Source organism: Streptomyces sp. NPDC002499 (assembly GCF_053595415.1).
Genome location: NZ_JBSFXO010000010.1, coordinates 373420 through 393589 on the forward strand (window position 1 = coordinate 373420; position 20170 = coordinate 393589).

Sequence of the window (20170 nt, forward strand, 5' to 3'; positions counted from 1 at the left end):
AGGGCCGATTCCCCCGGCGGACTCCTCGGCGAGTCCTCACCGCGCGGAGTCGGCCCTCGGCCGTGTTCGAGCGCCGTCCCCCGTTCGTGTGGACACGGCGGGCACGATCGCCCGGTCGGGTGATGAGGCGTCAGGGGGCCTTCCGGAGCGTCGATAAGGTCGCGCGGTGACCTCAACCTCAAGCGAAACCCGCCCGTTCGGCGCCGCCGACCTGGGCACGCTCGTCGTGCTTGCCTGGAGCGGCGAGGCCCCCGACGGCGACATGCCCTATCTCCTCGCCTATCCCCTCGGGGACGCGCCGAACGGCCCCGAGGCCTCCTCCGCCGCCGTGGCGCAGCTGCTCAAGAACGCCGGGCTGCCCGTCGGCGGTGAGCTCGTCGACGCCGCCACCCGGCCGAGCCTGCCGGTCAGCATGCTCGTCGAGGGCGGCCAGGCCGTCGTCACCATGCCGGGCTGCAACGCCCAGTGCGTCCCGCCGCCCGAGTGGCTCGCGGCCGTCGAGGAGCGCGGCTACGCCTACCTGGTGTTCACCACCCGCCCCTGGCCCGAGGCCGAGCCGGGCAAGCCGCTGGAGGCGGAGGCGCTGGCCGCGTTCGCGGGCTCCGAGGAGACCCTCAACTCGGCGGCCCACGTCGTCCTGCCGGCCCGCAAACTGCGCGGCTGACGCGGGGACTTGATCCAACGGCGACCGGGATCCGCCCACGGGCCCGGTCGCCGTCGACGGGACCGGCCGGGCCGGGAGGACGGGTCGGACCGTTCAACTGGTGGGACTTCTCGACAAGCTGACTACTGCTGCACCCGGGCGAAACTTGAACTGATGCCGTCGGCGGCCTCGTTACTCGGTACGCACGCAGAGCCCTCCGACCGTCCGAAAGGGACCGTACCCGAGATGAAGTCGACCACCCGAGGAACCCTTGCCGCCGTCCTGACCGGCGTCGCGGCCGCCGTGGGCGCCGCCACCGCGACCCCCGCCGCCGCGGTCGGCACGGTCCCCGTCCCCGTGCCGCTGGAGGGCGCCGAGCAGGCCCTCAACATCGCACTGCCCAAGGTCGGCGGCGAGATCCCCGTGCCCATGCCGGGCAAGCCGGACGGACCGCGGTACGTCGAGGGCCGCCTCATCCCCGAGCGTGTGATCCCGCAGCTGCCGGTGCACGGCGGCCTGCCCGGTCTCGGCCTGCGCGCCCCGCTGCCGCACATCCTGGGCGACGACTTCGACCACGTCGGTCTCCAGACGCCCGCCTCCGACCTGCGCACCCTCGCGCCGGGCCTGTCCCTGGACGCCCCGCTGACCCCGCCGAACGCCGACAACGCCGGCCTGCCCGACCTCAAGCTCCCGCAGGCGGGCGTCCTCGCGCCGGTGCTCCAGACGGTGCCGGGCGCGAACCTGGGGCTCGGCCCCGGCCTGTAAGGGCGGGTTGCGCACTCGTACGAACGACACGACAGGGCCGACGGGCCCGGACCGCCGCGACGGGTCCGGGCCCGTCGGCATGTCCGGACCCGGTCACTCCGTGAGCCCTACGACGTGACCGTGCGGGCCGTCGGGCGGTTACCGGGGTGGAGAGACGGACCCGAGGAAAGGCAGGCCATGGTCGTCAGCGTGGGTGGAGTACCCGTGGGTGCGGAACCGGCAGCGAAGGGCGGCGCGAGAGGCGGGCCCGCGCAGGGCACCCGACGGGACGTGCTGCGTGGGCTGTTGGTGCCGGCCGTGGCCCTGGCGCTCGCGCCCGTCGTCGCCGCCTCCCGGCCCGTGCACGACGAACCGCGGCCCGGGGACGGCGCGTTCGACGAGACCTACCGGGGCCGGCACATCGTCGGTGTCCCGACGGCCGCGGCACACGCATCCGGCCGGAACATCCACTGGGAGGTCACCGTCGACGGCCGCCCGCTGCACCTGATGCGCCGGGCCGACGGCACCTGGCTGAGCATGATCGACCACTACCGCTCGTACCCGACGCCGCTCGCGGCGGCCCGGGCGGCGGTCGATGAACTGGGCCCCGGTGAGCAGCTGCGCGATCTCGCGCCGGGGCCGATGAGCGGGGGGAAGATGCACATGGGGGGCGAACATGGCGTACACGCGTAAGGACGTCAGCACGCTCACGGCCGCCGAGAGGAAGCGGTTCGTGAAGGCGATGCTGGAGGTCAAACGGCGGGGGGAGTACGACGAGTTCGTACGGACGCACATCGAGTACTACACGGCCGACGGCGAGGACGGGCTGCGGGCGGCGCACATGACGCCCTCCTTCCTGCCCTGGCACCGGCAGTTCCTGCTGGAGCTGGAGAAGGCGCTGCGCCGGGTCGACTCCTCGGTGTCGGTGCCGTACTGGGACTGGACGCGGAATCGTACGGCGACCTCCGCGCCCTGGACCAAGGACCTGCTCGGCGGCAACGGGCGGAGCTCGGACCATCAGGTGACGACCGGACCCTTCGCCTACGGGACGGGCAACTGGACCATCAAGGAGGGTGTCACCGACGGGGAGTTCCTCACCCGGGACCTCGGCCGGGCCCGTGACCCGATGACGCTGCCCACCAAGTCCGAGCTGGAGTCGGCGCTCGCCGAGCCGGTGTACGACTTCTCGCCCTGGGACTCCACGCTCACCAAGGGGTTCCGCAACAAACTGGAGGGGTGGGGCACCGGCCGCGGCACCGTCTCCTGGCGCAACCACAACCGGGTCCACCGGTGGGTCGGCGGGGTCATGCTCGGCGGGGCCTCCGTCAACGACCCCGTCTTCTGGCTGCACCACGCCTTCGTCGACCTGCAGTGGTCCCGCTGGCAGAGCCGCCACCGCGGCGCCCGCTATCTGCCGGCCACCCCGCCGGGACCGGCCAACCGGCAGCACGGCCGGATCGTCGCCCGGCGCGAGAAGATGCCGCCCTGGAACGTGACACCGGAGTCGCTGGAGGACGTCAGTCGGATCTACCGGTACGCCTGACGGTCGTGTCTCCCGGCCGGACATGACCTTCCGGACACGGGGAGAGCCCCGGCGCTCGAGGTGCCGGGGCTCTTCCGTGGGTACTGCGGTACTGCCGGTACGACCGGTTGTACGACTGTGGGTCAGCCGCCGTAGCCGTAGCCGCCCGGGCCGGGGTGACCACCCTTGTGGTCGCTCAGGTTGGCGCAGCTGTTGCCGAAGACCGGGTTCAGCAGGCCGATCACGTTGACGGTGTTCCCGCACACGTTGACCGGGATGTGGACCGGGACCTGCACGACGTTGCCGGACAGCACGCCGGGCGAGCCGACGGCCTCGCCCTGGGCGCCGGCGTCCGCCATGGCCAGGCCGGTCCCGCTGAGGACCACGGCACCGGCGCCGAGGGCGACGGCGGCCGTCTTCGCGATGCGAGACATCACGTTCTCCTTTGTACTCGAGGAGTGCGCCGGCACCACTCGCCGTCGCACTTCCCGTTCAACGCCTCCGCTGACAGGTGGTCACGGTCGTTCATCCCAGTCGTCGTACCGGTTTTCCGTCCAGGAAGGCCCGGATGCCCTCGACCGCCTGTCCGTAGTACGTCTCGTAGTTCGCCCGCGACACATAACCGAGGTGGGGCGTGGCGAGCAGCCGGGGTGCCGTGCGCAGGGGGTGACCTGCGGGGAGGGGCTCCACGTCGAAGACGTCGACGCCCGCTCCCGCGAGCCGGCCCTCGTGGAGCGCGGCGAGCAGCGCGTCCTGGTCGACGATCGCGGCCCGGGAGGTGTTGATCAGATAGGCGGTGGGTCTGAGGAGGGCGAGTTCGGCGGGGCCGAGCAGGCCGCGGGTGCGGTCGCCCAGGGCGAGGTGGACGGAGACGAAGTCGCTGTCGGAGAGCAACTCCTCCTTGGAGGCGGCGAGTTCGACGCCCACCTCCGCCGCGCGCTCCTCGGTCAGGTTCTGACTCCAGGCGCCGACCCGCATCCCGAAGGCCAGCCCGACCTGCGCCACCTTGCTGCCGATCTTCCCCAGGCCCAGCAGTCCGAGCTGCCGCCCGTGCAGGTCGGCGCCCACCGACTGCTGCCAAGGCCCGCCGGACCGCAGGGAGTTGCTCTCCTCGACGATCCCCCGGGCGAGGCCGAGCAGCAGGGCCCAGGTCAGCTCCACGGGCGGGGTCGAGGAGCTCGCGGTGCCGCACACGGTGACGCCGTGCGCCTCGGCGGCGGCGTAGTCGATGACCGTGTTGCGCATGCCGGAGGCGATCAGCAGCTTCAGCCGGGGGAGGCGGGCGAGCAGGCCGGCCGGGAAGGGGACGCGCTCGCGCAGGGTGACCACGATGTCGAACTCGGCCAGGGCGGCGGCCAGTTCGTCCTCGGAGCCGAAGTGTTCGGAGAAGGACACGACGTCCACCTGCCCGGCCACGGACGACCAGTCGGCCAGTTCGGTCGCGACCTGCTGGAAGTCGTCGAGCACAGCACAGCGCAGGCGCACGTCGGGTCCTCTCCTCGGATGAGTGGCAGAGATCAGTGACTAATGGTCGCGTACGAGGTCGGTGGCCGCGTCGGCCGGTGGGTGCTCCTGCGCGGGGGAGGCGGCGGCCCTGGTGAGGGATTCGCGGCGGGGGCGGAGCAGGACCGCGGCGACCAGGGCGGCGAGCAGGGCCAGGGTGCCGGCCACGAGCAGGCAGAGCTGGAGGCCGTCCAGGAAGGCCTCGCTGAGGGCCGCCAGGGCGCGGGGCCCGTCGGGGCCGAGGTCCAGGCCGGCCGCGGCGCCGAGGCCGCCTCGGTCCACCGCCGCGGTGACCGTCTCGACCGTCGGCCGGGCAAGGCCCGCGTCGGTGAGATGGCCGGGCAGGGCGTCGGTGGCCCGCGTGGTCAGCAGGGTGCCGAGGACGGCCGGGCCGAGGGCGCCGCCGACCTGGCGGAAGGCGTTGTTGCCGGCCGCGGCCATGCCGGCCAGGTGGTGCGGCACCGAGCTGACGGCGGTGGCCGTCATCGGGGTGATCACGCAGCCGAGGCCCAGGCCGAGCAGCGCCAGCCGCCAGGCCAGTGAGCCGAACGACGTGCCGGCGTCGATGCCGGTGAGCGCGAACAGCGCGCCCGCGGTGACCAGTAGACCAGCGGTGATCATGAGGCGGGGTGCGATGCGGTGCATCAGTCGGCCCGCGATCGGGCCCACCAGCAGACACACGCCGGTGACCATGAGCAGCCGGTAGCCGGCCTCCAGCGTGTCGAGCCGCTGCACCATGCCGAAGTACAGGCTCAGCACGAAGAAGAACCCGATCAGACCCAGGAAGCTGATCATCGCGACCAGCGTGGTGGCGCTGAACCCCGGGCTGCGGAACAGGGACAGATCCAGCATCGGGCTCGTGCTGCGCCGCTCGGCCATGACGAAGGCGACACCGCCGACGACCGCGACGAACAGGGCGAGCAGCACCTTGACGTCCGTGAAGGACTCGGCGCCGCCCTCGATCACCCCGTAGACCAGAGCCGTGACGGCGAGCGCGGCGGTGAGCTGGCCTGGCCAGTCCAGGCGGCGGGCGGCGGCGCCGGGGGCGCGGGAGTCGACGAGCGTGCGGGCGGCGATCGCCATGGCGAGGAGGGACACCGGGAGGGCCGGGAGGTAGATCCAGCGCCAGCCGGCGTGGTTCAGGATCACGCCGGCGATCAGCGGGCCGACGGCGAGCGCCGCCAGCAGGGCGGACGCCCACAGGCCGACGTACTTGCCGCGTTCGCGCGGGTCCGGGACGGCGTGGCTGATCAGCGCGAGGGTGGTCGGCAGCAGAGCGGCCGCGCCGATTCCGGCGAGGGCCTGGCCCGCCCACAGCACCTGGACGGAGCCCGCGCACAGGGCGACGGCCGCGCCGGCGGCGGCGAACGCGAGGCCCGCCTGGAAGACCTTCTTGCGGCCGTGTACGTCGCCGAAGACGCCGGCGGTCAGGATGAGCGCGGCCATGGGCAGCACGAACGCGTCGGACACCCAGGAGAGCTGGGAGGTCGACGCGTTCAGGGCGCGCTGGACGGTGGGCAGGCTGACCGAGACGGTGGTCACCGGCAGATAGGCGACGAAGACGCCGACGCAGGCCATGACGAGCGTGGCCGCCCGTCGCTCGACCGGCGCGCCCGCCGTGGTCGTGACGTTCACTGAATTCTCCCTTTGCGGTGCCGTGCACCGGGGTCGGTTGTTCCGGCCGACACTCTGGGGCGGGATGAGGAGTCGAAGCGGGCCACGGGGCGCGAAAACCTGGGAATCCGACATCCGGAACCGATAATCAGCGGATTTTCGACAGCTGTACCGGCGGTCTGTTCGGCGGCCTTGACATTCAACGTCCGCCGTGGACAACGGAATTCACCGGATAACAATTCGGCAACCCTATGCCTATGGGTGTGTTACGCCTTCGGGCGTGTGAATGCCGTTGATTCCGGGAAATCGAGGCTTTGGGGGACCGCCTCCATGCCCGCAGACGTCCGGCCTTCAAAGGTTGCGCAAGTCATGAACCATTACACTCGCCAGTCCTCAACCAACGGGGGAGACATGGCAGATCCTGGACCGTCGCAGGACATCGACGGGGCGCTGTTCGAGCGGGTGCTCGAACAGGCCCTCGAACGCGTCGGCGGGTCGGTGGACCGGGAGTGGCTGCGGGAGAGGGCGCTGGACGAGCGCGCCGGCATCGTCGCCGCGGCCAGGGCGAACGGCTCGGACGGGGTCCAGAACCTGCTGGTGATGCTGATTCCCGTGCTGTCGGCGGTGGCCGCGGTGGTCCTGCTGATCGCCGGGTACGGCATGCGCGTCTTCGCGGACCGGCCGTACGTCGGAGGCGGGTTGATCACGGCGGCGCTGCTCACCGGGGCGGTGGCCGTCGGGGTGGCGGTCGGCGATCTGGGGTGGCTGCTGGTGGCGGCGGCGCGGAGCCGTCCTCTCGAGGAGGGCGCTGAGGCCGGCCGGGGCGACGGTGGTCAGGGCGACGCCGGTCAGGGTGACGACGGCCGGGGCGGCGAGGAGTGGGAGGCGGCTCTGCTGGAGCGCGGGATGGTGCCGTTCCTGCGGAGGTGTCTTGAGGAGGCGCGGGTGGGGGAGCGCGATGGCCGCGCCGTACCCGGTTCCCGCGCCCCGTAGACCCTCGGCGGCTCCTGGTCAGTCGCGGCGCGTGTTGCCGAACAGCAGGCGGTAGCCGATCAGCAGGACCAGCGAGCCGGCGATCGCCGAGCCCCAGGTGTAGAGGTCGAAGAAGTGGTTCTCCACCGGGCGGTCCAGGAAGCGGGAGGAGAGCCAGCCGCCGACGAAGGCGCCCGCGATGCCGATGAGGGTGGTGCCGATCAGGCCGCCCGGGTCGCGGCCGGGCAGCAGGATCTTGGCGATCGCTCCGGCGAGCAGGCCGAGGATGATCCAGCCGATGATGCCCACGTCGTTGTCCTCCAGTCAGGGTTGCTCAGTCGGTTGCTTGGTTGCGCAAGCCTAGGTCGGATACCCCGTTCCATCGCCGGTGATCACGAGATCGTCGAGGTTCTGTCACTCGCTCAAGACATTGCGCAATCCGCGAACTCCGGGCACGAGCGGCGGGCGCTGTCGGTGCCGCCGCCTAGACTGGGCGAGCGTGTGGATGTCGGGTGAACGACGGCTGTGACATGGGTGGGACGGGAGCGGACTGTGGCGGAGAACGTCGGGGGCGTAGTGAGCTACGAGGACCCGTCCGCCGAGGTTCTTACGGAGGCGGCCGCGGTGTTCGGCCTGCTCGCCTCCTCGGCCCGGCTGCACATCATGTGGGCGCTGTCCCAGGGCGAGAGCGACGTCACGCACCTCGCCGACCGGGTGGGCGGCGCGCTGCCCGCGGTCAGCCAGCACCTGGCCAAACTGAAGCTCGCCGGGCTCGTCCGCTCCCGCAGAGAGGGCCGACGGCAGGTCTACTACGTCGACGACCCCGACATCGTGACCGTCGTGCGCGTGATGGTCGGCCAGCTGACCGCCCGCTCGCACCAGACCACCGCGCCGGTACGCCGGCTGCGCGGGACCGGTGCCTGAGCCGACGGCGGCCGAGGGATCTGGCCTGCGCACCGCCGTATCGACCGGGTCGGCCGGCGCGGCCGTGCCGGTCACGCCCGCCGACGCGTCGGTACCGACCGTGCTCGAAGAGCTGCGGCGACTGGAGAGCAGCCCGCGCGGGCTGACCCGGGCGCAGGCGGAGGAGCGGCTGGCGCGGTTCGGTGAGAACACGCTGCCGGCCCGTCGCGAGGCCTCCTGGGCACGGCTGTTCGTGCGCAGTCTGCGGGACCCGTTCACCGCGGTCCTGTTGTGCCTCGGTCTGGTGTCGGCCGCGGTCCTCGCCTGGGGCACCGCCTCGGTGATCCTCCTGCTGGTCGTGGTCAGCTGCGTGCTGCGCGCGTCCGGGGAGCACCGCGCCGACCGCTCCATGGCCGCGCTGCGCGAACTGGTCGCCACCACCGCCACCGTGCTGCGCCGCGCCGACGACGACGCGCCGCCCACCGTCCACGAGATCGTCGTGGACGAACTGGTCCCGGGTGACGTGATCCGCCTCGGCCCCGGAGACGTGGTCCCGGCGGACGTACGTCTGCTGCGCGCGAGCGGCTTGAGCGTGCACCAGGCCGCCCTCACCGGGGAGTCCGCGCCGGTCGCCAAGTCCGCCGCCGATGTGCCGGGCGCGGTGGACGGCGTAGAAGCCGGCCTTCTCGGTGAACCGCCTGTGCCGTTCGGGCAGCCGCAGCTCTGTTTCCAGGGCAGCAGCGTCGCCGTCGGCAGTGCCACCGCGATCGTCACCGCGACCGGCGCGCACACGCGGTTCGCGGCCGCTCACGGCCGTACCGCCGACCGGGCCGGGGCGAGCGCCTTCGACCGTTCCGTGCACGGCATCTCGTGGATCCTCATCCGGTTCATGCTGTTGACGCCGCCGCTGGTGCTCATGGCCAACGCGGCGCTGCGGGGGCGCGGTCTGGAGACGTTGCCGTTCGCCGTCGCGGTGGCCGTCGGGCTGACGCCGGAGATGCTGCCGGTGCTCGTCACCACCTGCCTGGCCCGCGGCGCCTCGCTGCTGGCCCGCGCCCACGGGGTGATCGTCAAGCGGCTGCCCGCGCTGCACGACATCGGCGCGATGGACGTGCTGTGCCTGGACAAGACCGGCACGCTCACCCAGGACCGGCCGGTCGTCGACAGCGCCCTCGGCCCGGACGGCCGCGACGACCCCGAGGTGCTGCGCTGGGCCGGCGTCAACGCCTGGTGGACCCTCCAACTCGCCGACCTGCCCGCCCCCGACGCCCTCGACGAGGCGCTGCTGGACGCGGCGGACGAGGACGAGCTCATGGCGTACGACGGGACCGCGGCCGTTCCCTTCGACCCGGTCCGGCGCCTGGCCACCGCCGTCGTGCGCACTCCCGGCCGCCTCGGCACGCACACCCTGGTCGTCAAGGGAGACGTCGAGGCGGTCCTGGAGCGCTGCGTGTTCGAGGAGAACCAGAGTGAGGGGGAGGGCGAAGGCAAGGGCGATTGCGCGCGTGATCGGGTGCGGGGCCTCGCCGCCCGGCAGGCCGCCGCCGGGCTGCGTGTCCTGGCGGTCGCCACCGCCGAACGCCCGGCACGCGCGCGTGCGTACACGCCGGCCGACGAACGCGGCCTCACCTTCCGCGGCCTGGTCACCCTGCGGGACGCCCTCGCGCCCACCGCCGCCGACGCGCTGCGGGTGCTCACCGACCGCGGGGTCGCCGTGAAGATCCTGACCGGTGACCACCCCGGCACCGCCGCCCGGGCCTGCCGCGACCTCGGTGTCCGGGTCGCCGACGGGACCGTACTCACCGCCGACCGCATCGACGGCCTCGGCGACTCCGAACTCGCCGAACTGGTCGGCCGTACAACGGTGTTCGCACGCTGCACCCCCGAGCACAAGGCCCGGATCACGCACGCCCTGCGGTCCGCCGGGCACACCGTCGGGTTCCTCGGGGACGGCGTCAACGACCTGCCCGCGCTGCGTGCCGCCGACGTCGGGATCGCGCCGCGGGGTGCCGCCGACGTGGCCCGTGAGGGCGCGGACGTGGTGCTCGCCGAGAAGGACCTCACCGCGGTCGCCCACGCCGTCGCGGCGGGCCGGTACGCGGGCGGCAACATCGCCACGTATCTGCGCGTCACGCTCTCCTCGAACCTCGGCAACGTGATCGCGATGCTCGGCGCGGGGCTGCTGCTGCCGTTCCTGCCGATGCTGCCGGCCCAGGTGCTGACGCAGAACCTGTGCTTCGACGCGGCGCAGCTGGCCTTCGCCCACGACCGCCCGCACGCGGCGGTGCTGCGCCGGCCGACCGTGCTGCGCCCGCGTGCGCTGCTGCGGTTCATCGTCGGGTTCGGCGCGCTGAACGCCGTGGCCGACCTGGCCACCTTCGGGGTGCTCGCGCTCGCCCTGCACGGGCCGGGGACGGGGGACGACGAAGCGGCGTTCCACTCCGGCTGGTTCACCGAGAACCTGCTCACGCAGGCGTTGGTGATGGTGCTGCTGCGGGTCGGCAGCCGCGCCGCGCAGGGGCGTCGGCCGGGTCCGGTGGTGTGGTCGGCGGTCACCCTGGCCGTGATCGGCCTGGCCCTGCCGCCGTCACCGCTCGGCGCGATGCTCGGCCTGACCGCGCTCCCCGCCGTGTACTACCTGCTGCTCGCCGCCGTTCTGGTCCTCTACGCCGGCGCACTCCTGGCGGCCCGAAGACGGTACGAGCGGCGGCACGACGGGTTTCGGTGACGTCGGGTTCCCCCGGGACCCCTTGAGATCCCTCACCTGTGAATCGGGCGGGAGCCTGTCCTGAACCGGTCAGGGGTTTGTTAGATTGCGCAACTACGCAACCCAAGGAGCCCCTGCTCGGGCCCGAACCGTTCAGGGGAGTGGGAGATGAGCGACCCGTGGGACGGCAGGGGCGGCCAGGCCACCCGCAGCCGTGGTGACCGGGTGCCCGGGCAGCACGCGAGGTCGTCCGGGGGGACGGGGAGATCGGGTGGCGGCGCGCGGAGGTCCGACGGAGAGCCGGGGCGGTCCGCCGGGGCGCGACCGGCGGGCGGCGGTCGGGCGGCGGCGCGGGAGGCCGCCCGCGCGCGTGGTGGCAGGGGGGCGCGCCGGGCGCGTCCGGTGCGGCGGGGCAGGCGGATCCTGAGGACCGTAGGCCTGTGTCTGGCCGTGCTGGTGATCGCCACGGCCGGGGCCGGCTGGTGGTTCTACGAGCACCTGAACGGCAACATCAACAGTGTCGCGCTCGACGGCAAGGGCGGCTCGGAGAAGGCCGACGCCTTCGGGCGTACGCCGATCAACATCCTGGTGATGGGCTCGGACGGGCGGACCAGTGCCGCCGACTGCAAGCTGGGCGGCGGCTGTTCGCAGACCGGCGTGCAGAGCGGCAGCGGGAACGCGGACGTACAGATGGTGGTGCACATAGCCGCGGACCGCTCCAACGCGACCATCATGAGCATCCCGCGCGACACCATGACCAACGTCCCGGCCTGCAAGGACACCGCCAGCGGCACGTCCACCGCCGGGTACTACGGCCAGATCAACAGCGCCCTCCAGTACGGTCCGGCCTGCCAGGTGGCCACGATCCACCAGCTCACCGGCATCCCCATCGACCACTTCGTCAAACTTGACTTCTCGGGGGTCGTCAAGATGTCGGACGCGGTGGGCGGTGTCCCCGTGTGCGTCAGCAGCAACGTCTACGACACCTACTCGCACCTCAAGCTCTCCAAGGGCACGCACACCCTCAAGGGCGAGGCGGCGCTGCAGTTCGTCCGCTCCCGGCACGGCTTCGGCGACGGCAGCGACCTCGGGCGGACCGTCTCCCAGCACATCTTCCTCAGCGCGATGATCCGCAAGTTCAAGAGCGCGGGCACGCTGACGGACCCGACCGCGGTCTACGGTCTCGCGGACGCCGCCACCAAGGCGCTGACCGTGGACGACGGGCTCGGGACCGTCAAGAAGCTGATCTCGCTCGCGGCCGACGTGAACAAGGTGCCCACCAAGCGGATGACGTTCACGACCATGCAGACGGCCCCCGACCCGGCCGACGAGAACCGAGTCGTGGTGGGCGCGGGCGCCAAGACGCTCTTCTCCACCATCGCGGGCGACCAGCCGCTGACCGACGGTTCCGGCAAGAAGTCCGCGGCGGCCTCGGCGACCGCGAAGCCCTCGGCCACGGTTCAGGCGGTGCCCGCCGCCCAGATCGCGGTGACCGTGGAGAACGGCACCCAGATCACCGGCCGCGCCTCCACCGTCGCGACCGCCCTCACGGACCAGGGCTTCAGCCCGGCCACGACCACGGCCAACGCGCCGAGCTCCGCGACGACCACCACGCTCACCTACGGCACCGGCCAGAAGGGCGAGGCCCGGACGGTCGCCAAGTCTCTGGGCCTGCCCACCTCGCATCTGGAGCAGGGCACCGGTACGGGTCTGACCCTGGTGATCGGCGGCGACTGGCCGAGCGGGAGCGACTACCCGGGGGGTACGTCCTCACCGGCCCCGGCCGACACCGCCGCCGCGGTCTCCAACGCCCACGCCTCCACCGCCGACCAGTCCAAGACCTGCGCCAAGGTCAGCCCCTACAAGACGGTCAGTCTGAACGGGGTGGCGATGACGCCGGCGCAGGCTTATGCGGCGGCGAGCGGTCGGCGGGACTCCGACGAGTGAGGGTGTGGGGGGATCGGCCCCTGGCTCAGGGTTGTACAGTTGCGCAAGACTGCAATAGAGCGCGGGGGATGAGAGAGGGCGTACGACATGCTCCGTAACGGACTGGAACCCTGGCACCTGCTGGTCGTGGCGATCCTGTTCATCCTGCTGTTCGGCTCGAAGAAGCTGCCGGACGCGGCGCGCGGGCTGGGCAAGTCGATGCGGATCCTCAAGAGCGAGGCGAAGGCGATGAAGGAGGAGGGGGCGGCGGGGCCGTCCGTCGCCGCCACCACCGCCACCCCCGCCGGTGCCGATGTCGATGCCGCCGGCTCGACCGAGGCCAAGCCGGCGGCGGGTTGAGCTCGGCGCGGGGGCTCAGAAGCGCTGCTTTCCGTCGAGGATGCCGACCTGATCGACGTCGGCGATGGGCTCACCGTTGACCAGGATCCGAATCTTGGCCTGCCATGCCCGGCCGCCGGAGTTCACCACCTGGAACCGGAAGTTGTAGTCGCCGTCCTGCAGATCGCGCCGGAATTGCGGAACTTCCCCCAGGCCGGTGCTGAGAACCCTGCGTTCGGTGCGTCCGGCCCGACCGCCTGATGTCAGTGGTGTTGGGGCGGCGTTCGGCATCCGGTACCCGGCGTGCACGTCTGCTGTATCGAGGCCGCCCCTAGCGTGACTCCGTTCCAGTACTCGGCATTTGGAGCGGACATGGACAGCTCGCCCACGGGTGGCAGAGACCACGACGAACACGAGCACGACCGGCACGCGGTGGGCTGCGAGTGCCCCCGCACCGCGGACCTCGACGGTGACGGCATCGCCGCGTCGAGTCGACGTACGTTCCTGAATCGGGCCGGTGTGCTCGGGGTGGGGGCCGCGGCCGCGGGGGTGCTGGGATCGGCACCGGCGTACGCGGACGGTGGCGGAAGCGGACCGGATCGGACCGGGGAGGACGACGATCCGTACGGGCGGACAACGATGTCACCGGTGCCCCGGGGCAAATGGGACCCGGACCCCGACAACCCCCGCTTCACGGTCGTCGTCATGCCGGACACGCAGTACATGTTCGACCAGGACCGCATCCACCCGGTGCCGATGGAGGCCTCGTTCCGCTATGTGCTCGATCCGGCGGGCCGGGCGGGTGGGAGCGACGAGAACATCGTGTTCCTGGCGCACCTCGGTGATGTGACGCAGAACGGTCTCGTCGAGGAGTACGCGGCGGCGACCAAGGTGTTCGACCTGCTGGACCGCGCGGGGGCGTCGTACGGCGTGCTGGCCGGTAATCACGACGTGCGGGGCGACGACCAGCGCGGGGCCACTCCTTACCTGGACACCTTCAGCGCGGCGCGAGCCAGGAGGACCCCCGGCCACCACTCCTCAAGCCCCGACGGGTACAACACCGCCCACATCTTCAAGGCGGGCGGCCGCGAGTGGATGCTGCTGTCGCTGGACTGGCGCCTGTCGGCGACGGGGTTCGCGTGGGCCAATGCCGTCATCGCGGCGAATCCGACGCTGCCGGTGATCGTGACCACGCACGAGATCGTGGGCTCGGACGAGGACGGTGCGGCCGAACTGTCCGACTATGGACGGCAGTTGTGGGACGGACTGATCAAGGACAACGACCAGGTCTTCCTCACCCTCAACGGCCACTACTGGCCGCCCGGCAGCACAGTGCTGAAGAACAGCGCGGGCAACGACGTACATCTGCACATCACCAACTACCAGGACCGCTACTACGGCGGCGCCGGCATGATCCGCTCGTACCGCTTCGATCTCAACCGCGGGATGATCGACGTCGCCACCTTCTCGCCGTGGATCCGGGAGCTGGCGGCGGAGGGTGAGGTGAATGCCCTCGCGGCGAAGGAGCTCGAACTGACCTCCAAGGTCGACCACTTCTCGATGGAGATCGACTTCGAGAAGCGCTTCGCCGGGTTCGCGCCGGTGCCGCCGCGGAAGCCCCGGCCGGCCCGACGGATGCTGCTGCCGGGGACGTTGGCGTACTGGCGGTTCGACGAGGGTGGCGACGCGGGCGATGACGTCGCGGCCGACACGGTCGTGAGGGACCGGACGGGCCACGGCAACGACCTCGTCCTGGAGACCGTCCCCGGCACCCCGGCGCACGCGCTCACCTGGACCGGCGACCACCACCCGGACCAACCCGCCCACGCGGGGCTGGTGTTCGCGGGTCAGGGCAACCCGGTCAGCGGCGCGTACCTCCGGACCGTCGACCGGGCGCCGATCAACCGCGAGACCTTCGCCCACGGTTACACCTTCGAGGTCTTCTTCAAGGTGCCGGCGGACTGGGACGGCGGGCGCAACGGCTGGTCGTCGATGCTCAGCCGCGCGGGCACGGCGGCCCAGGCAGGCAAGAACGGCCCGTCCGCCACGGCCGACGAGCCCGTCCTCACACTCAGCCTGTCGAGCTCCGTCGAACTCCAGTGGAACGCCTACCCGTTGAACCAGAACGGCGCCACGACTGCCTGGAGTCACCTGCTCCAGCAGGAGGAGTGGTGGCACGTCGCCGTCGCCAACGACGGCCGCATCAGCAAGCTGTACGTCAACGGCTGTGAGGAGGGCCGCAACCCGACCAGCACGGCTGTCGGGTTGACGGCGCTCAACCTGCCGTTCCTGCTGGGCGGTTACCCGTGGGCGGGCGCGGTCAGCCAGGTCTTCCACGGCACGATCGGGGACGTGCGGATCGTGAACCGGGCGCTGCGGCCTGGGCAGTTCATGAACGCATAGCCTCCGCGGGTGTGGATGTGGATGCGGATGTGGATGCGGGTACAGGCACGAGCACGGGTGGGTGCGGGTAGGTCGACGAGCGGTGTTGGAAGGACAGGATCTTCGGGTTCTGGATGACGCCGTCGCGGATCTCGATGGCCTTCTTGAGGGTGACGTCGGTGTCCCAGGTGGCCGGGCCGCGCATGACCTTGTGGAGGTAGGGGAGGAGCGCCTCGCTGATCTCCCAGGTGGCGGAGTTCCAGAGGTGGGACGGGCTGTGGTCCACGGCGTAGTAGTTGCAGCCCGGTCCCACCGTGTGCATCGGCTCGCCGAAGGTGGTCGGGCGGGCCCAGGCGAAGCCCATGCCCTCGTCGCAGGAGACGTCGATGAAGAAGGTGCCCGGCTGGAACAGGGCGAGTTCCTCGTCGTTGACGAACATGAGCGGCGCGTCGGTGTCCTGGAGGACGCAGTTGACGACGATGTCGAACCCGGCGAGGTACTGCGCGAGCGGCACGGGACCGAGCCCGGTGACCGCCTGCAACCGCGACGGATCGTCCTCCTGCTCCTCGAAGTGCCCCATCACGACCGACGGCATCGGCGAGGCGACGGCCGCGGCGGCGCGCTGCGTGAGCACGGTGACGTCGGAGACGCCCATGGCGCCCAGGCCCGTGACCGCGCCGCGCGCCGTGGCGCCGAAGCTGATGACCACCGCGCGCAGCCGACGGCCGTAGCTCCCGGTCAGCCCGCCGAGCTGGAGGGCGTGCAACACCGAGCAGTAGCCCGCGAGTTCGTTGTTCTTGTGGAACACGTGGACGCTGAACGCGCCGGTGGAGGTCCAGTGGTTCATGGCCTCCCAGGCGATCAGGGTCAGCCGTCGGTCGATGGCGAGCTGCGTCATCTTCTCGTCCTGCACGCAGTGCGGCCATCCCCACAGCGTCTGGCCCTCGTGCAGTTCGGCGACGTCGTCGTGCATCGGCTTGGGCAGCATCACGACGTCACAGTCCGCGAGCAGCTGCTCACGGGAGCGCAGGCCGGCCACGAGCGGGCGCAGCGCGTCGTCGGCCACGCCGAAGCGTTCGCCGTAGCCCTGTTCGAGGAAGATGCGCTCTCTTATGTCCGGGGCGATCCGGTCGAGATGGCGGGGGTGCAGCGGCAGCCGGAACTCGTTCTCCTTGTGCGAGGAGGCGAGTACTCCGAGAGACAGCAGGCTCGGGCTCATGTGGGGCGGCTCATTTCCGACCGGTCGCGATGGCTCCGGCCGCCTTGCCGTTCCCCGAGGGCGACGCCGAAACGGTGACGGCGTGCGAGGTGCGCTCGGTAGGCCCACGGTACTCCGGTCCTGGCTCGATCCCGTCCGCTGGCAGTCCGGCCGACGGCGTGCCGCGCAGGTCGGACACGGTGTGGATGCGATGGCCTCCGTCCAAAACCTCGGTGTCGACGGGCCCGTTCCCTCGCGCTCGACGGCTCCCGCCTGTCAGGCTCGGGCCCGTGACGTACGTAGTGACTGTGGACACCTGCATCCCGGAGGGCACTCCGGAGATGGACCCGCTCCAACGCGCCGGCGCCGTGGCGCTCATCGAGGACGGATTCGACTCTGTACGGGCCGTGGAGGGACCCGACGGCGTGGAGGTCGACGTCCTCGACACCATCGTCGCCGTCCACCCGGGCGGCGCCCTCTTGAAAGTCGTCGTGGACGCCCCGGCCCTGGAACTCGCCGAGGAATCGGTGCAGGCGCTGGTCGACGAACTGCTGGAACGTTCCGAGCTGTTGGCCGACTGGACGATCGACCGCTGCGAGGTCGAACTCCACCCTGACCTGGCCAGACAGAGCCTCGACGCGGCGGAGGGCCCGGACGCCCCGCCCGACGACCCCGCCGCCCGCAAGGCCCGCCACACCGGCGGCCCGACGACCGAGAGCACCGACGGGGGCTACGACGCCGAGGCGAAAACGGCGACCGTACGACGGCAGATGCTGGAGTTGGCGGATCAACTGCGGTCCTTCTCGCCGGCCGCGTTCGGCGTGATCGAGGACGAGGGCGAGGGCGGCGGGGGCGAGGACGCGGAGAAAGAGGGCGAAGGGGCAGGGGGCGACGGCGACGGCACCGGGGTCCCACCGGCAAGCGCGCGCCTGGCCGCCGGTGCGCTGGTCTACGCGATCGACTTCCTGGTGGACGAGCTGTTCGAGGACGTGCAGGTGCTGACGCAGGAGGAGGCGACCGTCGCGGAGTGTGAGGGTCCGCTGTGGCACCTGGAGCGACTTCCCGACCGGTACGCGCTCAATTACGACGCCCGCTTCTCCCGGCGCTTCCTGGTCACGGTGATCGCCATGACCACCCGCTTCACCGACGGCAGCTTCCAGCGACTCAGCTGCGTCGCCGAGGAACTCGCCCTCCGCTTCCTCCTCAGCCAGGCGACCACGACCCTGGAGCTGTACGGCCTCCTCGACGACGACGTATCGGCCGCGCTGGACGCGTTCGCGGGAAATGTCTACGAGGACATGGGGCACGAGTGGCTGTACGACGACTCGATGGACGGGATCGGGGGGATCGGAGGGATCCAGGGGGTCGAGGGAGCCGATGGGGTCGATGGGATCGGCGGAGCTGCGGCGGGGGCCGCGCCCGGAGGTGTGCCCGTGGCGTTCAAGGCCTGGTTCACGCCGTTCAACGAGGGGCGGTACGTCCATCCGTCGGCGGCGGGGGAGCCTGAGGCGGCTGTGCAGTGACGCTTTTTCGGGCGGCGGGGCCGGCCCTGCGGTGGGCGGTGCATCCGGATGAATCTCACGTGAGGCGCGGTCCGATCCAGATTTTCTGAGTTCGGCCGTCCGCGGATGTCGAGAACGTGACACCGGCTCCGTCCCAGGGACATCAGAGGCCAGCACCGGCCGCACGAGCAAGAGCAGAAGGAGAGACCATCATGGCGATTCAGCGGATGGACAACGTAGGCATCGTCGTCGAGGACATGGACGCCGCCGTCGCGTTCTTCCTGGAACTCGGTATGGAGCTGGAGGGCAGGGGGGAGGTCCAGGGCCCCTTCGCCGACCAGTGCACGGGACTCGACGGCGTCCACTGCGAGATCGCGATGGTCCGGACCCCGGACGGTCACAGCAAGCTCGAACTGGCGAAGTACCGCAGCCCCAAGGCGACCAGCGACGGGCCGCGCAACCGGCCGCACAACATCCTCGGCACCCACCGCGTCATGTTCGCCGTCGACGACCTTGAGGACACGGTCGCCCGCCTGCGCCCGCACGGCGCCGAACTCCTCGGCGAGATCGCCCGGTTCGAGGACGTCTATCTGCTCTGCTACGTCCGGGGGCCGGAGGGCATCATCGTGGGGCTGGCGGAGCAGTTGGGCTGAGACGGAGGAGGAGCGGCGCGTCCTTCGGCGGCAGCATGGGCAGCCAAGTGGCTTCCGGAGGCTGGGCGGAGAGCTGAGACTGTGAGCCGTGAGTGCCGACTGGAGTTTCATCGCGACCACGGGCGGTGCCGTACTGACAACTCTGCTGGGCGTTTTCGCCGGCTCCATGGTGAGCAGCCGGGCGCAACGAGGGCAGCGGTCGTGGGAACGGCAGATGGATGCCTGCGCTCAGGTGCTGCGGGAGTCCGCCGCGATCCTGGTTGCTCTGAACCAACTGTCTCAGGAGACGAGAGGGCGACCAGTGGGCGAGCCGGATCGTGCCCTCACGGCTATCAACTGGCGGCCCTGGAACGACGCTTTGGCCATGGTGAGTCTCGTTGCCGACTACGACATCGCCCACGCGGCTCAGGCGATCGACGAGCAGATCTGGCGAACGCATCTGGCCCTCGTTCGGGAGACGTCCACGCAGGAACGCTGGTTCGAGCTGCGGGGCTTGGTCGAGGGCCGTCGTCAGTCCTTCGCCGGAGTCGCGCGCAGGAGGCTGGCTGTCCCCGGACCCGTGCCGAGCCGTCTTCACGGTCGGCCGGATCCGCACGACCCGGTGTGGACGAGTCCGGAACCCCCAACACCCCTGCCGGACAACGGCTGAGGAAGCCCCTCGGGAAGTGGCGGTGATCCTGCAGATGGTTGAGTCGAATCCTCAGCGCCTCGGCCTCGACGGGATCGGACCGGAGTTCGTGCGGCGACTTCACGAGAACGAGGGCGTCAAGGATCAGTTTGTGCGCGTTGGGTCACCGCTGGCATTCGGCAATGACCGTAGGCAGGCTCCCGCTGAATCAGAGGACCTCGGTCTGCTGCGGGAGCACGTAGTGGGAGCACTCGCCGACCCGCACGATGTAGCCCTTCGGCGGCTCCAGGCAGGTCGTCCGCCAGATCCCGGCAACCTCCCCGACCGCTTCCGTCGCCGCGCCCGGTGTGTGCGGCTCCAAGCGGATTCGGACGCGGGTTCCTTCGGGTAGATCGCTTCGATAGCGGGGCGGCATGTCGGGACGAAGACTTCCCCTGGAGATCAGGAATTCCGACCGCAGCCTCCATGGACTGCCGTCCTCGGTCTCCACCGCGTAGCGCGGTCCGACGTGGCCATCACGCTCGTCCTGCTCGACGACACACGCGACAATCACACCGCGGCTGCCCACGATCTCCGGTCCGAGCCAGCCCAGTTCCGGAATCGGTGGGTGTGGCGTGGTCAGTTCCACCATCTCGCCGTAGGCCAGCGTGGCCTGCTCCGGCCAGGGAGTCTCGTCCACCAGCCACCGATGCTCGACGGTCATGAGCCCCTCCTGGACCGGTCCCAACGCTGGTTCGCGCGCCGCTGCACCTGCTCTGAACAGCAAAAACGCCCTCCCGAAGGAGGGCGGAGACGGTGCGCCCCCGGCAGGACTCGAACCTGCGGCCAAGCGCTTAGAAGGCGCCTGCTCTATCCACTGAGCTACGGGGGCCGGTGTGGTGGCCTCGTGTCTGGTGCTGCCCGGGTGTGGGCTGATCCGTGACGTTGCCGGGGA

20 protein-coding genes and 1 tRNA gene are annotated in these 20170 nt (G+C 71.1%); 13 read left to right on the forward strand and 8 right to left on the reverse strand.

Features of this window, described 5'->3' with window-relative positions; all coding sequences use genetic code 11:
- Positions 1–166: 166 nt before the first annotated feature.
- The 4 genes from ACWD5F_RS29300 to ACWD5F_RS29315 all read left to right on the forward strand — a co-directional run bounded on the left by ACWD5F_RS29300 (position 167) and on the right by ACWD5F_RS29315 (position 2930).
- Positions 167–664 (forward strand): DUF5949 family protein, encoded by a 498-nt coding sequence (locus ACWD5F_RS29300; RefSeq protein WP_401721326.1) that lies wholly within the window; start codon positions 167–169, stop codon positions 662–664.
- 225 nt (positions 665–889) lie between these two features.
- Positions 890–1408 carry a hypothetical protein gene (locus ACWD5F_RS29305; protein WP_401721323.1) on the forward strand — a complete coding sequence of 173 codons (519 nt, stop codon included), beginning with the start codon at positions 890–892 and terminating at the stop codon, positions 1406–1408.
- 177 nt (positions 1409–1585) lie between these two features.
- On the forward strand, positions 1586–2080 hold the full coding sequence (locus ACWD5F_RS29310) for a tyrosinase family oxidase copper chaperone (protein WP_451258782.1): 495 nt from the start codon (positions 1586–1588) through the stop codon (positions 2078–2080).
- Positions 2064–2930: a tyrosinase family protein gene (locus ACWD5F_RS29315; RefSeq protein ID WP_451258784.1), complete on the forward strand. Its 867-nt coding sequence runs from the start codon at positions 2064–2066 to the stop codon at positions 2928–2930. The genes ACWD5F_RS29310 and ACWD5F_RS29315 overlap by 17 nt, the downstream gene beginning before the upstream one ends.
- Before the next feature lie 122 nt (positions 2931–3052).
- Here ACWD5F_RS29315 and ACWD5F_RS29320 read toward each other — a convergent pair whose 3' ends face one another.
- The 3 genes from ACWD5F_RS29320 to ACWD5F_RS29330 form a co-directional block, all read right to left on the reverse strand.
- Positions 3053–3343: a chaplin gene (locus ACWD5F_RS29320; RefSeq protein WP_401721316.1), complete on the reverse strand. Its 291-nt coding sequence runs from the start codon at positions 3341–3343 to the stop codon at positions 3053–3055.
- A gap of 91 nt (positions 3344–3434) precedes the next feature.
- Positions 3435–4394, reverse strand: coding sequence for a D-2-hydroxyacid dehydrogenase family protein (locus tag ACWD5F_RS29325; protein ID WP_451258786.1), 960 nt, complete (start codon positions 4392–4394; stop codon positions 3435–3437).
- A gap of 39 nt (positions 4395–4433) precedes the next feature.
- Entirely contained in the window at positions 4434–6047 is a 1614-nt protein-coding gene (locus tag ACWD5F_RS29330) for an MFS transporter (RefSeq protein WP_451258788.1), read from the reverse strand.
- Positions 6048–6437: 390 nt separating this feature from the next.
- On the opposite strand from ACWD5F_RS29330, the gene ACWD5F_RS29335 reads away from it, so the two are divergent.
- The gene (locus tag ACWD5F_RS29335; RefSeq protein WP_451258790.1) at positions 6438–7019 is read left to right on the forward strand and encodes a hypothetical protein; all 582 of its coding nucleotides are present in this window, start codon (positions 6438–6440) and stop codon (positions 7017–7019) included.
- A gap of 18 nt (positions 7020–7037) precedes the next feature.
- Here the strand turns inward: ACWD5F_RS29335 and ACWD5F_RS29340 are convergent, their stop codons facing one another.
- The gene (locus tag ACWD5F_RS29340; protein WP_401721305.1) at positions 7038–7307 is read right to left on the reverse strand and encodes a GlsB/YeaQ/YmgE family stress response membrane protein; all 270 of its coding nucleotides are present in this window, start codon (positions 7305–7307) and stop codon (positions 7038–7040) included.
- A 243-nt stretch (positions 7308–7550) separates the two neighbouring features.
- Between ACWD5F_RS29340 and ACWD5F_RS29345 the strand changes: the two genes are divergently transcribed.
- The 4 genes from ACWD5F_RS29345 to tatA all read left to right on the forward strand — a co-directional run bounded on the left by ACWD5F_RS29345 (position 7551) and on the right by tatA (position 12894).
- The gene (locus ACWD5F_RS29345) at positions 7551–7922 is read left to right on the forward strand and encodes an ArsR/SmtB family transcription factor (protein ID WP_451258793.1); all 372 of its coding nucleotides are present in this window, start codon (positions 7551–7553) and stop codon (positions 7920–7922) included.
- Positions 7915–10629: a magnesium-translocating P-type ATPase gene (gene mgtA, locus ACWD5F_RS29350; RefSeq protein ID WP_451258795.1), complete on the forward strand. Its 2715-nt coding sequence runs from the start codon at positions 7915–7917 to the stop codon at positions 10627–10629. Before ACWD5F_RS29345 ends, mgtA begins: the two co-directional genes overlap by 8 nt.
- Positions 10630–10776: 147 nt before the next feature.
- Complete coding sequence (locus ACWD5F_RS29355) at positions 10777–12555, forward strand: LCP family protein (RefSeq protein WP_451258797.1); 1779 nt, start codon at positions 10777–10779, stop codon at positions 12553–12555.
- 87 nt (positions 12556–12642) lie between these two features.
- Positions 12643–12894, forward strand: a complete 252-nt coding sequence (gene tatA / locus ACWD5F_RS29360; protein ID WP_451258799.1) for a Sec-independent protein translocase subunit TatA — start codon at positions 12643–12645, stop codon at positions 12892–12894.
- Positions 12895–12909: 15 nt separating this feature from the next.
- Here the strand turns inward: tatA and ACWD5F_RS29365 are convergent, their stop codons facing one another.
- Complete coding sequence (locus tag ACWD5F_RS29365) at positions 12910–13182, reverse strand: hypothetical protein (protein WP_451258801.1); 273 nt, start codon at positions 13180–13182, stop codon at positions 12910–12912.
- Between the two features lie 63 nt (positions 13183–13245).
- Here ACWD5F_RS29365 and ACWD5F_RS29370 point away from each other — a divergent pair, with 63 nt between their 5' ends.
- Complete coding sequence (locus tag ACWD5F_RS29370; RefSeq protein ID WP_451258803.1) at positions 13246–15276, forward strand: LamG-like jellyroll fold domain-containing protein; 2031 nt, start codon at positions 13246–13248, stop codon at positions 15274–15276.
- Here the strand turns inward: ACWD5F_RS29370 and ACWD5F_RS29375 are convergent.
- Positions 15263–16474, reverse strand: a complete 1212-nt coding sequence (locus ACWD5F_RS29375; protein WP_451258805.1) for a N(5)-(carboxyethyl)ornithine synthase — start codon at positions 16472–16474, stop codon at positions 15263–15265. The two genes, ACWD5F_RS29370 and ACWD5F_RS29375, sit on opposite strands and share 14 nt — an antisense overlap.
- 269 nt (positions 16475–16743) lie before the next feature.
- Between ACWD5F_RS29375 and ACWD5F_RS29380 the strand changes: the two genes are divergently transcribed.
- The 3 genes from ACWD5F_RS29380 to ACWD5F_RS29390 all read left to right on the forward strand — a co-directional run bounded on the left by ACWD5F_RS29380 (position 16744) and on the right by ACWD5F_RS29390 (position 19257).
- On the forward strand, positions 16744–17976 hold the full coding sequence (locus ACWD5F_RS29380) for a hypothetical protein (RefSeq protein ID WP_451258807.1): 1233 nt from the start codon (positions 16744–16746) through the stop codon (positions 17974–17976).
- Between the two features lie 191 nt (positions 17977–18167).
- Complete coding sequence (locus tag ACWD5F_RS29385; RefSeq protein WP_451258809.1) at positions 18168–18608, forward strand: VOC family protein; 441 nt, start codon at positions 18168–18170, stop codon at positions 18606–18608.
- Between the two features lie 88 nt (positions 18609–18696).
- Complete coding sequence (locus tag ACWD5F_RS29390) at positions 18697–19257, forward strand: hypothetical protein (protein ID WP_451258811.1); 561 nt, start codon at positions 18697–18699, stop codon at positions 19255–19257.
- A 187-nt stretch (positions 19258–19444) separates the two neighbouring features.
- Here the strand turns inward: ACWD5F_RS29390 and ACWD5F_RS29395 are convergent, their stop codons facing one another.
- Positions 19445–19939, reverse strand: a complete 495-nt coding sequence (locus ACWD5F_RS29395; RefSeq protein WP_451258813.1) for a hypothetical protein — start codon at positions 19937–19939, stop codon at positions 19445–19447.
- A 95-nt stretch (positions 19940–20034) separates the two neighbouring features.
- A tRNA-Arg gene (locus ACWD5F_RS29400) sits at positions 20035–20107 on the reverse strand.
- Between the last annotated feature and the right edge of the window lie 63 nt (positions 20108–20170).

What these genes read in the sequence shown, in the direction of transcription:
- ACWD5F_RS29305 (WP_401721323.1), top strand. Translation starts at nt 890, where the DNA reads ATGAAGTCGACCACCCGAGGAACCCTTGCCGCCGTCCTGACCGGCGTC.
- ACWD5F_RS29310 (WP_451258782.1), top strand. Translation starts at nt 1,586, where the DNA reads ATGGTCGTCAGCGTGGGTGGAGTACCCGTGGGTGCGGAACCGGCAGCG.
- ACWD5F_RS29315 (WP_451258784.1), top strand. Translation starts at nt 2,064, where the DNA reads ATGGCGTACACGCGTAAGGACGTCAGCACGCTCACGGCCGCCGAGAGG.
- ACWD5F_RS29320 (WP_401721316.1), bottom strand. Translation starts at nt 3,343, where the DNA reads ATGTCTCGCATCGCGAAGACGGCCGCCGTCGCCCTCGGCGCCGGTGCC.
- ACWD5F_RS29335 (WP_451258790.1), top strand. Translation starts at nt 6,438, where the DNA reads ATGGCAGATCCTGGACCGTCGCAGGACATCGACGGGGCGCTGTTCGAG.
- ACWD5F_RS29355 (WP_451258797.1), top strand. Translation starts at nt 10,777, where the DNA reads ATGAGCGACCCGTGGGACGGCAGGGGCGGCCAGGCCACCCGCAGCCGT.
- tatA (WP_451258799.1), top strand. Translation starts at nt 12,643, where the DNA reads ATGCTCCGTAACGGACTGGAACCCTGGCACCTGCTGGTCGTGGCGATC.
- ACWD5F_RS29370 (WP_451258803.1), top strand. Translation starts at nt 13,246, where the DNA reads ATGGACAGCTCGCCCACGGGTGGCAGAGACCACGACGAACACGAGCAC.
- ACWD5F_RS29375 (WP_451258805.1), bottom strand. Translation starts at nt 16,474, where the DNA reads ATGAGCCCGAGCCTGCTGTCTCTCGGAGTACTCGCCTCCTCGCACAAG.
- ACWD5F_RS29385 (WP_451258809.1), top strand. Translation starts at nt 18,168, where the DNA reads ATGGCGATTCAGCGGATGGACAACGTAGGCATCGTCGTCGAGGACATG.
- ACWD5F_RS29395 (WP_451258813.1), bottom strand. Translation starts at nt 19,939, where the DNA reads ATGACCGTCGAGCATCGGTGGCTGGTGGACGAGACTCCCTGGCCGGAG.